13 protein-coding genes and 1 riboswitch are annotated in these 12,244 nt (G+C 43.2%); of the genes, 1 reads left to right on the forward strand and 12 read right to left on the reverse strand.

The annotated features are described in order from the left end of the window. Positions 1-29: 29 nt before the first annotated feature. The 6 genes from prsW to GDZ68_RS00370 all read right to left on the reverse strand — a co-directional run bounded on the left by prsW (position 30) and on the right by GDZ68_RS00370 (position 5,953). The gene (gene prsW, locus GDZ68_RS00345; RefSeq protein WP_153720288.1) at positions 30-710 is read right to left on the reverse strand and encodes a glutamic-type intramembrane protease PrsW; all 681 of its coding nucleotides are present in this window, start codon (positions 708-710) and stop codon (positions 30-32) included. A gap of 100 nt (positions 711-810) precedes the next feature. Then, positions 811-1,773 carry a YpdA family putative bacillithiol disulfide reductase gene (locus GDZ68_RS00350; RefSeq protein WP_153720289.1) on the reverse strand — a complete coding sequence of 321 codons (963 nt, stop codon included), beginning with the start codon at positions 1,771-1,773 and terminating at the stop codon, positions 811-813. Positions 1,774-1,801: 28 nt separating this feature from the next. Further along, positions 1,802-2,566: a metallophosphoesterase gene (locus GDZ68_RS00355; protein WP_153720290.1), complete on the reverse strand. Its 765-nt coding sequence runs from the start codon at positions 2,564-2,566 to the stop codon at positions 1,802-1,804. A gap of 113 nt (positions 2,567-2,679) precedes the next feature. Next, the gene (locus tag GDZ68_RS00360) at positions 2,680-3,336 is read right to left on the reverse strand and encodes a LysM peptidoglycan-binding domain-containing protein (RefSeq protein WP_153720291.1); all 657 of its coding nucleotides are present in this window, start codon (positions 3,334-3,336) and stop codon (positions 2,680-2,682) included. A 149-nt stretch (positions 3,337-3,485) separates the two neighbouring features. Further along, positions 3,486-4,922 carry a RecQ family ATP-dependent DNA helicase gene (locus GDZ68_RS00365; RefSeq protein WP_153720292.1) on the reverse strand — a complete coding sequence of 479 codons (1,437 nt, stop codon included), beginning with the start codon at positions 4,920-4,922 and terminating at the stop codon, positions 3,486-3,488. Beyond that, positions 4,919-5,953 carry a helix-turn-helix domain-containing protein gene (locus tag GDZ68_RS00370; protein ID WP_153720293.1) on the reverse strand — a complete coding sequence of 345 codons (1,035 nt, stop codon included), beginning with the start codon at positions 5,951-5,953 and terminating at the stop codon, positions 4,919-4,921. Before GDZ68_RS00370 ends, GDZ68_RS00365 begins: the two co-directional genes overlap by 4 nt. 109 nt (positions 5,954-6,062) lie before the next feature. Between GDZ68_RS00370 and GDZ68_RS00375 the strand changes: the two genes are divergently transcribed. Then, entirely contained in the window at positions 6,063-6,320 is a 258-nt protein-coding gene (locus GDZ68_RS00375; protein ID WP_153720294.1) for a ferredoxin, read from the forward strand. Positions 6,321-6,431: 111 nt separating this feature from the next. Here the strand turns inward: GDZ68_RS00375 and GDZ68_RS00380 are convergent, their stop codons facing one another. The 6 genes from GDZ68_RS00380 to GDZ68_RS00405 form a co-directional block, all read right to left on the reverse strand. Further along, positions 6,432-6,827, reverse strand: coding sequence for a VOC family protein (locus GDZ68_RS00380; RefSeq protein WP_153720295.1), 396 nt, complete (start codon positions 6,825-6,827; stop codon positions 6,432-6,434). A gap of 79 nt (positions 6,828-6,906) precedes the next feature. Next, positions 6,907-7,488 carry an ECF transporter S component gene (locus tag GDZ68_RS00385; RefSeq protein ID WP_153720296.1) on the reverse strand — a complete coding sequence of 194 codons (582 nt, stop codon included), beginning with the start codon at positions 7,486-7,488 and terminating at the stop codon, positions 6,907-6,909. A 191-nt stretch (positions 7,489-7,679) separates the two neighbouring features. Continuing rightward, a riboswitch (FMN riboswitch) is annotated at positions 7,680-7,814 on the reverse strand. Positions 7,815-7,886: 72 nt separating this feature from the next. Further along, complete coding sequence (locus GDZ68_RS00390) at positions 7,887-9,116, reverse strand: GerMN domain-containing protein (RefSeq protein ID WP_153720297.1); 1,230 nt, start codon at positions 9,114-9,116, stop codon at positions 7,887-7,889. After that, on the reverse strand, positions 9,109-9,645 hold the full coding sequence (locus tag GDZ68_RS00395) for a sigma-70 family RNA polymerase sigma factor (protein ID WP_153720298.1): 537 nt from the start codon (positions 9,643-9,645) through the stop codon (positions 9,109-9,111). The genes GDZ68_RS00390 and GDZ68_RS00395 overlap by 8 nt, the downstream gene beginning before the upstream one ends. A gap of 47 nt (positions 9,646-9,692) precedes the next feature. Continuing rightward, complete coding sequence (locus tag GDZ68_RS00400; RefSeq protein WP_153720299.1) at positions 9,693-11,477, reverse strand: ATP-binding protein; 1,785 nt, start codon at positions 11,475-11,477, stop codon at positions 9,693-9,695. Then, positions 11,474-12,193 (reverse strand): response regulator transcription factor, encoded by a 720-nt coding sequence (locus GDZ68_RS00405; protein WP_153720300.1) that lies wholly within the window; start codon positions 12,191-12,193, stop codon positions 11,474-11,476. Before GDZ68_RS00405 ends, GDZ68_RS00400 begins: the two co-directional genes overlap by 4 nt. Positions 12,194-12,244 lie beyond the last annotated feature (51 nt).

A 12,244-nucleotide genomic window follows, 5' to 3' on the forward strand; every position in this document is an offset into this window, starting at 1 on the left:
ATAAAAAAAACCGCCACTCTGGACGGATTTCATCTTGTTTCTTTAGTTTTTTTTCTAAATTGCTGCATGGCAAATGTATGTGCGTACTTAACACGGGTCAGGCCGAACCACCAGAGGAACAGCATGAACGGGATCATTAAATACAGCCAATAATCGTATAAGAATAAGATTGCATTATAAAGTGAGTGCAAAGTGAAAGGCGCTAAGAATGCAATCCAGATCCATCTGCCCTTTTCTTCTGTTTCAGAAAATTTAGCTCTACCGAAATAATAGCCCATGACCACGCCAAACAGCGCGTGACTCGATACAGGCAGCAAAGCCCGGATAAATGCTGTATCCAATCCGAATGACAGCAAATATAATATGTTTTCGACGGTGGCGAAACCAAGTGAGACACTGGCCCCATATAAAATTCCGTCATACGCATCTTCGAATTCAACCGTTTTATAAACAAGTATAAAGATAACGATCCACTTAAAAAACTCTTCTAAACTGCTGGTAAATAATGCATTGCGTAAAAATTCATTATTAAAAACATGTTCTTCTTCAAAAACATGCTGGATAAACAAAATCGGGAAGGTCATGATTGCACCGTAAATAAACGCGTTGAACAATGTGCGTGAGGGCTCTTTTGCAATTTGCTTGCGCAAGTACAGATAACTAAAAAGTGCCAGCCCTGGTGCAATCGCAACAGTGAGTAAAATAAACATAGGCGCCTCCTCATGACGCTAGTGTATCATAAATCTTCCAAACAAAACTCTTCATAATAAGAAAAACCGCCGGACAATTTAATGTCTGACGGCTGAGGTTTCAATTCTTCTGTTTAATTGCCTGTGCAATCATTCCACCGTGATGACGCCCATTCTCGATAAAGATTTCATTGGCGTCATTACCCGCAGCGATGACACCTGCAATAAAGAGGTTTTCCATATTTGTCTCCATTGTCAATTCATTGAAGACAGGACGTCCAGATTCTTCATCTACCTGAATTCCGATTTTACGGAGGAACGCATGATCAGGATGATAGCCGATCATAGCAAAGACATAGTCGCTCGGCAAATCAAAACTCTTTCCCTGCTGATTGACCGTAACGGCGTTTTCCGTAATCTCGGTCACACATGCATCAAAATACATTTGAATTTGACCATGGCGCACCAGACTGTCGAACCCTGGCAGTATCCAGGGTTTAATGCTCGCAGAATAACTTTCTTTTCGATAGACCACCGATACATGCGCACCTGCACGCTGAAGTTCAAGCGCTGCATCTATGGCCGAGTTTTTTCCGCCGATCACTGTAATATGTTTATTAAAATAAGGATGAGCTTCTTTAAAATAGTGGTACACGTGAGGCAGCTCTTCTCCTTTTACATTCAATCTGTTCGGCTGGTCATAGTAACCAGTCGCAATCACCACGTATTTTGCGTTATAGACCGCTTTATCCGTCTTCACAATATATCTCTCGCCTTGCCTTTGCACATCTTCCGCCCGTTCATGGCTGTTAATCTGTAAATTCTCCAACTGAACAACCGTGCGGTAATACACCAGTGCATCATTGCGTTTCGGTTTATCGATTGCTGTAATGAAAGGGATATCCCCGATTGACAGTTTACTGCTGGAACTGAAGAAAGTTTGATGGGTCGGGTAGTTGTAAAGGGAATGAACAATATTTCCCTTTTCAATAACTACTGCCGATAAACCGATCTTCTGCACTTCAATCGCAGCTGACAGCCCGCACGGCCCTCCGCCGATAATTAATACGTCCACAGAATTCATGACATCTACACTCCTTAATTCTTCCCTTCTAGTAATGTATTTTCACTAGATGGCATTCAGGTTTCGCACCGAACCTAAGTGGCACCATGGTCGTGCCGAAACCGTTGCTTATTAATTTAGCACCTTTGGCTGTTTTCTCGTAACGTCCGAGGTCTTGCAGTCCCCACTTGCCCAGCCGGATCTGCCCGCCATGCGTATGACCGGCAAGCATCAGGTCGGGTTTTAATCTATCTTCTACTTTTCTAAATAATGAAGGATTATGAACCGCCAGAATCAGGTGTTCATAGCCGACAGCTGATTCGATTGCTTTCTCTGCATCCACCGTGCCGTTTGACGGGTCCTCCATTCCGCAAATTCCCCAAGATGAATGACCCGGGATTCGGGCGCTGCTGTCAACGAGCGTTACGCCCTGTACTTCCCTGATAATCTGCAGCAGTTGCTCCGTTCCAATTTCCTGATCGTTATTTCCGAATATATAATAGAGCGGACCAATTGACGAAAGCTGCCGCATATTATGTTTCACTCTTTTGAGAGGAACGCCTTTTTCCGCCACATCACCGCCTGCGATCACCGCATCGACTCCGGAGACCTGCAATTTCTGAATGAGCCTCATCGGAATCCGTCGTCTGTGGATATCAGATATAAAAAAGATCGATAGCTGTTTAGAAGCATCTTCTTTTACTGTAAGAGTATGCTTCATTAACCGGTTCCGATGGGCTAATGTATACATATAAACCAGCAAACCGACTCCAGATAAAAACGTGGTGAATAACGCTTTTCCTATACCTTTCATTACACAGCTCCCATAGAAAAAAGCAAAGCTTGCACTTTGCTTTTAGTGTTTGTGAAAAATCATTATTATCATATCAAGATTTTGACGAAAAACATAAAATGATGCTTAGCTGTTTATGGCAGAACCAATGTCTGTCCTACATGGATTTCATTTGAAGATAATCCATTGGCCTGCTGAATCTTCTGCACATGAGAACCGTCGCCGTAGTAATTGACCGAAATACGATACAGTGTTTCATTTGATTTAACAACATGAGACTTTGCGCTTTGCACTGGTTTTTGTACTGGCTTCTCAACTGGTTTCGGTTTCGGTTTTGGTTCAGGTTTTGGTTCGGGTTTCTGAACCGGTTTTTGTGCAGGCTGCTTTTGAACCGGCTCTTTTTTTGGTGGATCCGCCGGCTTTTCGGCAGGTTTCTTCTGCTGTTCTACAGGCTTTTCAGGATTGACGACGACCGCAGGCTTTTTTGTATCATCTGCTTTAGGTTCGTCTTCTTTCACTGCCGTGTTACTGCTGATCGATACCTTAGCTTTTTCTACCGGAACTTGATTCGGCACGGATGGTGAATAAAGATCGGATAAAACATATATTAAAATTACGATTGGAATTAATGTGAACACAGCCAAAATGATGTTGATCAGTTTTGTTCGGTTTTTTTTCTCCTTCTTTTTCGACTGATGAACTTCAGTCCGGGAAGGAATTTCTTTAGACTCTTCTACTATAATCTCTTTGCGCTGCTGCTCAAAGTCTTCTTCGTATTGATTTTTTTTCATATGCAACTTCTCCTTCACACCTCATAATACCCTTTTTCATTATGGGATGTAATTCATTTCTTAAACTCTCAAGAAACAGACACGATTCGAATGTATACTTACTACCATTATGCCGAATTTTGTCGGAAAAGTAAATAAGGACAGATGCCTTAGCCAAGTAACTGCTGAAGTCGTTCCCGCCAGTTTAATTCGCTCAAATGTTTATCTGCGACATTCGTTTGCATAAGCCAGCTGTCGTCAGGTTCTGCGCATAGCGAACAACACTCATCTGCTGCGATAACAGGTTTTTCACCGAAATAACTGAGCAGCTGTTTTCGCAGACAGCCATCACTTTTTACATACTTCTGCATCTCGCTGATCTGTCGTTCTTTGACCTGAATGATATCTCGCATTTGCTGAATAACATGATGTACATCAAATTGTTCAAAATAGTAGTCCAGCAGACGGGCAGCTACTTCACTCAGTCCTGCCTGTTCGGCTGCAAGCTTTACCGATTCACCTGTCTGCACAAGTGTATGATAATAACGAATTTGCTGTTCGACCGGCAGATCTTCATAGATAATGAACTTCAATTTTTCAATATCCCGTTCACTGTACAGCAATGTAGCTGCCGCTTTCTTCCCGTCCCTGCCTGCTCTTCCGACTTCTTGAATATAAGCTGACGGAGTAGCAGGCAGGTGTTCGTGGATAATTTGCCGGATATCATCTTTGTGAATCCCCATTCCAAATGCATTTGTTGCACAAATCCAATCCAGTTCTCCCTGAACAAATTGCTCTTGGATGATTGAACGTTCATCCTGCTCCTTGCCGCCGTGGTAACTGGCGGTCCGGATATTATTCTCTCTTATGATTGCAGACAGTTCATCCGCCCGCTTCCTTGAGGCGACATAGATAATGCCGGGTCCCCTTGTAGAAGAAAGTCTCTCAATGATCCAATCGGTTTTCGCTCTTTGGTTTTCCAAGTGCAGAACCCGGTAAGAAATAGCCGGACGATCTATCGGCAGCCTTTCGATATGCGGATGCTGTAAATTCAAATAAGAAGAGATATCTGAAATCACTTGATCATTGGCTGTCGCGGTCAATGCCAGAATAGGCGCTCTGTGTTCTGTAGAAAAGAAATCCTTCATCCGTAAGTAGTCGGGACGGAAATCAAAACCCCATTCTGATATACAATGTGCTTCATCAACGACAAAGAAGGCGACTTTCAGTTGCTCGATCAGCTGCTGCACATGGGACTGCATCAACATTTCAGGTGAAAGGAAAATGAACTTATAGCGGTGCAGTGTACTGAGCGCCAAATCCTTCTCCTGTCTGGATAAAAATGAATTAATGGCCACCACACGTTTTTCTTTGGTTTTACGCAAGATTGCTACCTGGTCTTCCATCAGCGCAACAAGGGGCGACACAATAATGACGGCGCCTTCCATTACGTATGCGGGCAGCTGATAGCACAGGGACTTTCCCATTCCTGTTGGAAAAATTGCAGCCGTATCTCTGCCTTCTAAGATATGACGGATCACTTCTTCCTGTCCGGGTCGAAATGATGAATAGCCGAATTTGTCATGAAGTACCTGCTGTAGATTCACTTGTCCTCCACCCGCCTTCCATGCATGATGATCAGCCTCAGCTCAAAATAAGATAACTCCGGAGACTGTTCCTTCAGCAGGCGCAGCCGCTTCGTCTGCAGCCGGTCTATGTGCTGCCAGACCTTTTCAATCTGTTCTTCCGAAATAAACCGGGCAAATGGAAAATGCAGGCTGTTTGCCGCCATTTCAATCATATGATCTTCAATGGTACTCAGTTTCAACTGACGGAGCGAAGCAATCTGCTCTATTGAAAAGCCTTGCTGGAATAACTTCCTTGAACGTTCTGCGGACTGTGTCAAATAAATCTCCACCCTGCAGCCGGCCGAAAGAGTTGTTAGCAGAGGCAATTCTTCAGACCGACCCATGAAATCAAGGGCTTTATGAAGACTTTCCAAAAAATACAGCTGAATGGTTTCAACAGGAAGTGCCAGTACTTCCGCCAATTGATCCCAGGTAAATGCCGTCTTCTGATGACCAGTCAGGCGGTACATAAGTATCGTACACTGAACTGCGCTGAATGTTGCTTCATTCAGCAATAACTCCAATTCCTGCCGCAAAGAATCCGCTAATCGAGTCGTCTGTCGATGACTGCGAATGAATTCTTTAACAAATTGCTGGATATGTAATTCGTTTTGAATGGGGGTAAACATCGTTTCACCTGATCGAAGCTGCGAAAGTGTTTGAACCGTCAGGGCAAGCCGCTTCATGAATTCCCTCTCTTTGCCCCGGTATTCCCAGCCGTTGAAATGCCATTCTTCATTCGGCAGCTGATTGTGTCCTTTTGCTGTCACAAATACAACCTGTTCTTCTGTATGTATTAGGCCTTCTTCCGTCATCCGCTCAATCAATTGTTGAAAATCTGCGGCTGAGAGAGCAGGAAACAGAGCATAAAAAGGTTTCAGCTGATAGTTTTCTACGTCTTGCAATGTCTGGCCTGACCGTTTGCCGCGCAGAATATGATAGACACCGGAAGCCGAACGTTCGCCATGCAGGTGCTGGAACATCGTTAATAAGATCGAAACAAAATTCAATTGCACTCCCTCCACAAGAAATAAAGTTTTATTGTTGAAAAGTGATGAAAACAGCTTTAGAATAGAGTAGATACAAAATAGGTTGAGTGAACGGGAAGGGAGAAAGACAATGTCTGAAAAAAAATATACAATTGTAGATCAGGATACATGTATAGCCTGCGGAGCATGCGGAGCTGCGGCACCGGATATCTACGATTATGATGATGAGGGAATCGCGTTTGTTATTTTAGATGATAACACGGGAAACACTGAAGTTCCAGAAGAACTGATGGAGGATCTCGAAGATGCGTTCGATGGCTGTCCTACTGATTCGATTAAAATAGCGGATGACCCTTTCGAAGGCGATCCCTTAAAATATGAAGATTGATTCGTAATCAACAACACTTCCAGAGTAATGGATGTGTTGTTTTTTATTTATCTGAATACTCGTCACGTAACCTTAACTGATTGCTTATTTCCGAGTGACATAACCTTCTTCTTAAGGAGTGACTAGTTCCACTTTTATTCTATCTGGGTCTTCAAAGTAAACGGCGTAATGTTTTGTTCCTCCGGCATACGGATGTTGTTCAGGGTAAAGGACGGGAATTCCTTTATCTTTTAATTTCCCGATAATATCATTGATATGTTGACGCGACTCAGCGTGAAAGGCCAAATGATTTAAACCTGTCCGGCATCTATGGTATGCCACATCCATAAAGCGTTCTTCTATCTGTACAAAAACGATGTATGTATCATCTATTTTCCAACTTCTCCCCTGTTCCCATCCCTGATAGAGACTGCAGCCTAATTCCTCTAACAACCAACCCCAAAATTGAATTGATTTTTCTAGATCTGAGACATATATCTCCACATGATGAAATAATCCTTTTGACAAGCGATCACACTCCTTTCTTCAATAAAACTAAAAACAGCAGTCTCCTCTGTTATTCAAAAGGAGGCTGCTGTTTCATATATTATGCGAGCAGTTTTTTCTGCTGCTGAAGAATCCATTTTTCCATGCTTCTATATAGCATTAACGAAATTGCCAGTAATATAACACCTTTGATCAGGTTAAAAGGCAAGATTCCGAGAATAATCATTTGATAAAGCGCATTTCCTGTCACTGCCGGCATGCCTAAGAAATATGTGTACATCGGCAGGAACACCAGGTAATTCAATAAGCTCATTCCTACCGCCATAGCGGTTGTGCCTGCAATCAATCCTGCAGCTAGGCCTTTTGCCGAACGGTATTTCATAAAAATCCAGTAAATCGGCATGATGAACAGTACGCCTGTCATAAAGTTTGCAATTTCACCAACCGGCACGCCTGTCGGGCTTCCGGATAAAAACCAGTGCATCACGTTCTTCAGTAATTCCACTCCAATTCCTGCAACCGGCCCCATCGTCATAATTGCCATGACTGCTGGGATTTCACTGAAATCAATTTTCAGGAATCCAGGCATTGCAGGCAGCGGGAAGTTAAACTGCATTAAAACGGTTGAGATACTTCCCAGTATTGCGATCAAAATCAATTTGTGTAACTTCTTGCTATTCATTTGTTCCTCTCTCCTTTTGCGATTCACTTCAAAAGAGGAAAGGGCCGCACATCTGCTGCTTCGCTAAAAAATCCCTAAAGCAACTATGCTTTAGGGAGAATTAAATGCATTGTTAATAACAGATGAAATCCTGAGATTTATCCGTGTGTAAACAAGCACCATTTTTTGCGTACACAAAAAGATGGCTGCACCTTCACCTTCTCCCATCCAGACTATACTGTCGGCTCCGGAATCTCACCAGAATCAGCTGTTAAGCTCGCGGGCTAAAAATAGAAAACTATTTCATTTCCGCCGGTCGGGAATTACACCCTGCCCCGAAGATGAATCAATATTAAGTTATACTCCTATTGTATCTAAAAAAAACTGTTTTGTAAACTACTGGCGTCTACAAAACAGAATTATTCGAGAATAAGAAATTTAGGATTGGCTCCAATCGGCTTGGGCAGCGGTTTTGTAAAGTCAAAATCGCTCCACTGCTCTTGCACCACTTGTTCAAATTCAACTTGCAGATTGAAGCTTGCAGCAGTCAGCAGAATCCCTTCAATCATCTGCATAGCATCTTCCATTTCTAAATGCTCTATATTCAACGGCCCGGTAAATTTCACTTGCAGCAATTCCTTATTTTCGGTTACCGTAAAATCTATGCCTTCGGGAATAACACTCGAATACACATCATTCGGATTTTCCTTCATAGCTGCCAGTGCTTGTTCCGCGCTATCAAAGGTTTTTCCAAAATCCGATGACAGCAGTTCTTCGCCATTATCCTGAGTGAACCGGTAATAGGCCTGCCGCGACTTGTTTCCGCTAATTTTCGCAGGCTCACTTGCTTCTCCTGCTTGATCGAAAGTAATCGGAGAGCCGTCTTCTTTCAGAAATTGGACTTCATCGAAGCCGTAAAATGTATCCTGGACAGAAAGTTTTAGCATTTCTAACGCGGCACTCCCCATGTCATAGGAATGCTTGTCAAACAACTTCATAAGAACCTGATTCCCATTTGATGAAATATCCGCTTTATAAGGATGATAAGAAGTAAAGCCGAGTGAATCTTCATCGATTTCCCCCGCATACCGGTTATACAATGCGACCGCATCCGGCTCGATTCCCAGATCAGCCCCAATCTGTTCATTTGGAATCAGGAAAGTTATCGGGACAATTGTGGCTTGATTGGTGGCAAGCCCGATATGAAATGCCGTGTAATCTTTTACATCAGACAGGTAGACCGCATAATGCGGCGGTGCCCCCGTGAATTTTCTTGAGAATGCGGCTGATTCCTCTTCAGGGATTTGAAAAGTTTCAGCAGGAAGACTTTGGGCTGACTCCGCACTGTTATCCAATTGGGAATCATCCATTTTGTCTCTCTCCGTTACCGCTTTATCCATCGATACTTGACTCGATTGATTAAGAAAAGTTGGAATCAAAATACTTAGCAAAAAAACTGCTGCCACTGCCGCAAGAATCGGCGGCCATTTTGGTTTCTTCTGTTTCCTTTTCGGCTGTAATTCTTCGCTCAGTCTCGTGTCGTTTTTCAGTCGTTGCAATATTTCTTCTTTCGAGCGGTGATCTGAAATCTCAGGCATATTGCGTAATGACTTTTTAATCTTGTCTTCATTCCACTGATCATTACTCATATAATCGCCCCTTTCCCACCGAACGCGCTTCCACTTTGTCTTTCAGCGCCTTAACCGCACGATGCTGGGTAGTTTTCACCTTTGCTTCAGTCCACCCAAGCACTTCAGCCGTTTCTGCAATGCTTAGATCTTGGAAGAAACGCATCAGGATAACCATTTTTTGATCACCAGTGCATTGATGCAGTTCTTCCAACACCAATTGTGTCTCTTCATCCATTTCTACCAGCTGTTCAGGCAATCGATCTGCTGATTCAAGCTGCTGTGCTTCCCAATCAAAATGAAGATCCGTATGTTTTTTCATTGTCGCCTGCTTGCGGAAGTAATCGATTGACACATTTTTCGCAATTGCAAACAACCAAGTTTTTTCAGAGCTTTTGCCTTCAAAACTTCCATATGATTTCAACACACGCACATACACTTCATGCATCAGATCCTCTGCGATGTCGCGATTGCGTGTCAAGTACGTCAAAAAATTGAACACATCGTGATGAAAGTCTTCATATAATCGCAGAAAAATGGAATCATCCATTCAATCCCCTCGTTCTATAGAGTAGTCGTTTTATTCGAGGAAAAGTTTCAGTTCTTTGTTAATGGAAGTGAACAAATGAAGATGGTCCCATTGACATCTCCGCGTGTCGCCAGTATCGTACCGCGGTGTGCTTCCATAATATTCTTCGCAATGGCCAGACCTAAACCTGTGCCGCCTTTACCCCGCGTCCTCGCTTTATCCGCTTTATAAAAACGTTCAAATACAAAAGGCAGATCTTTTTCAGGTATGCCGACACCTGTATCCGACACAGTCATATCAATCATTCCGTTCGTCTGATAAACACCGAGTGTCACAGCGCCTCCATCATGAGTGTGACGGATCGCATTATCAATCAGATTGGTAAACACTTGCTCCAAACGGTCTTCATCTGCCATAACAGTTAAATCGGACGATTCATTTGTATCGAGTGACAAGTTAACATGTGCATCCTTTGCCACCTGTGAGAACTTTGTCACCATTCGATTGAGGAATTCAACAATCGGCATAGGCTGTTCCTGCAGCTGTATATGGCCGGAATCCATTCTTGCCAGGTTCAATAGATCAGTTACCAGACGGCTCATCCTCTTTGATTCGTCATGAATGATCTGAACCATTTCCATACGTTCTTCTTCACTGCTGACCACGTCATCTATAATTGCTTCACTGTAGCCTTGCAGCATGGATATCGGAGTCCGCAGTTCATGAGAAACATTGGCAATGAAATCTGAGCGCAATTTATCCAGCTTATGCTGCTCCGTCATATCCCGGAACACAGCGACAGCACCGCGTATACTGTTTTCACTGTATAGCGGACTAATGGATATAACATAAAACTGACCGCCCAATTCCAGTTCATCTTCCACTTCTTCAGAAAATGAAATCGCATGTTCCAGCATGTGGAAAACTTCCTTAGGGAGCGGTTTATTCTTATTATTATTATAGCCGTACCACTTTTTCAGCAGCAGCTCTGCCTGTGGATTTTTCAGTAAAATAGAATAATCTTGATTAAATGTAACGACTGCATCCGCCATCGATGTGAGGATGCTGGATAATTGCTCTTTCTCCTGTTTGATCAGTTCGATATTATATTTCAATTGCCGTCCCATCTGATTAAAGGCCGTCGCCAGCTGACCGATTTCATCTTTTTGAGCGACTGGCAGATGTGTATCAAAGTTCCCTTTAGACAATTCAAATGCCGCCTGTTTCATTTTGCGCAAAGGCAGTGTAATTCGTGTTGATAGGAAAAATGCAAAAAACGTAGTCAGTATAAATGCGATGAAGGCTGACAGAAATACGATGTTTGTCGTGCTTTTTGTTGTCCGATGCACGGCATCCAGACTCTGATACATCAGAACACTGGCTTTTTCGCCTGACAGCTGTGTAAACGGATAGGACAGAATCAGATACTGTTCCATTACTTTATCTTCCGTCAATGAAGGCAGAATCATTTCTTTCACTTTCTGCTTCCCTGCCTCAGGAGATCTGAATAGGCTGTTTTCAGACAGCAGTTTCTTTTCGATTTCCTCTTTCGCGTCCGCATTGTGAAAAGAATACAGAACAGTCCCTTGCTCATCGACTATTACTGCATTCGTTTCCATATCTAATATGTCATCAATAATTTGGTGCATGGAACTCGATGATCGTTCTTCCCGGTCATTGACAATTTTGCTGATGGTGGCAGCTTCCCTCTGCAAAGACTCTTCCGCCTGTTTCGTATGAAAATTATCCAGAAATTCAAGCAGAAGCAATGTCACAATGAACAATACAAATGAAACGAGAAGCAATATGGTGGCCCATAGCTTCCCGACAATTGAATTCCATATTCTGATCATTCGTTCGGAACCTCGAACTTATAGCCGACACCCCAAACGGTGACGATCATTTTAGCTGCCCGTTCAGATACGCGGCTGAGTTTTTCACGGAGACGTTTGACGTGGGTATCTACCGTCCGCAAGTCACCGAAAAATTCATAATGCCAAACTTCTTTCAGCAATTGTTCCCTGTCGAACACTTTATCTGGAGACTTCGCCAGGAAATAAAGCAATTCATATTCTTTCGGCGTTAAATTTACCTCTTTGCCTTCCGCCGTGACGCGGTGTGCATCGTGATCAATCGTCAGCTGAGGGAAGACAACCAAATCTTTGGAGGTGGATGAAGTCGAAACGTTCGGGAAAGAAACAGATCTCCTGAGCATCGCTTTAACGCGCAGAACCACTTCTCTGGGACTGAACGGTTTGACAATATAATCATCTGCGCCGCTCTCAAAACCTCCGACACGATCCGATTCTTCTCCTTTTGCCGTCAACAGAATGACAGGAGTCATTTGTTTATTTTCACGCAGTTCGGCAAGTACTTCCAGTCCGTCTTTCTCCGGCATCATTACGTCCAGCAAGATGCAGTCATACTGTTCAGAAAACGCTTTCTCCAATGCTTCCGCACCATCTACCGCTTCATCGATTTCGTAGCCTTCACGGGATAAATACATATTCAGAAGCCGACGGATCCGATCCTCATCGTCAACTACTAATAGCTTCACAGTCTCTTCCACAAATCATTGCCCCTTTCGACAGTCTTCTATCTCCTATTGTACAATTTATCT

This window comes from Sporosarcina cascadiensis (genome assembly GCF_009650995.1).
Taxonomy (GTDB): domain Bacteria; phylum Bacillota; class Bacilli; order Bacillales_A; family Planococcaceae; genus Sporosarcina; species Sporosarcina cascadiensis.

Coding starts and splice junctions, on each gene's coding strand:
- prsW (WP_153720288.1), bottom strand. CDS start 710: ATGTTTATTTTACTCACTGTTGCGATTGCACCAGGGCTGGCACTTTTT.
- GDZ68_RS00350 (WP_153720289.1), bottom strand. CDS start 1,773: ATGAATTCTGTGGACGTATTAATTATCGGCGGAGGGCCGTGCGGGCTG.
- GDZ68_RS00355 (WP_153720290.1), bottom strand. CDS start 2,566: ATGAAAGGTATAGGAAAAGCGTTATTCACCACGTTTTTATCTGGAGTC.
- GDZ68_RS00360 (WP_153720291.1), bottom strand. CDS start 3,336: ATGAAAAAAAATCAATACGAAGAAGACTTTGAGCAGCAGCGCAAAGAG.
- GDZ68_RS00375 (WP_153720294.1), top strand. CDS start 6,063: ATGTCTGAAAAAAAATATACAATTGTAGATCAGGATACATGTATAGCC.
- GDZ68_RS00385 (WP_153720296.1), bottom strand. CDS start 7,488: ATGAATAGCAAGAAGTTACACAAATTGATTTTGATCGCAATACTGGGA.
- GDZ68_RS00390 (WP_153720297.1), bottom strand. CDS start 9,116: ATGAGTAATGATCAGTGGAATGAAGACAAGATTAAAAAGTCATTACGC.
- GDZ68_RS00395 (WP_153720298.1), bottom strand. CDS start 9,645: ATGGATGATTCCATTTTTCTGCGATTATATGAAGACTTTCATCACGAT.
- GDZ68_RS00400 (WP_153720299.1), bottom strand. CDS start 11,477: ATGATCAGAATATGGAATTCAATTGTCGGGAAGCTATGGGCCACCATA.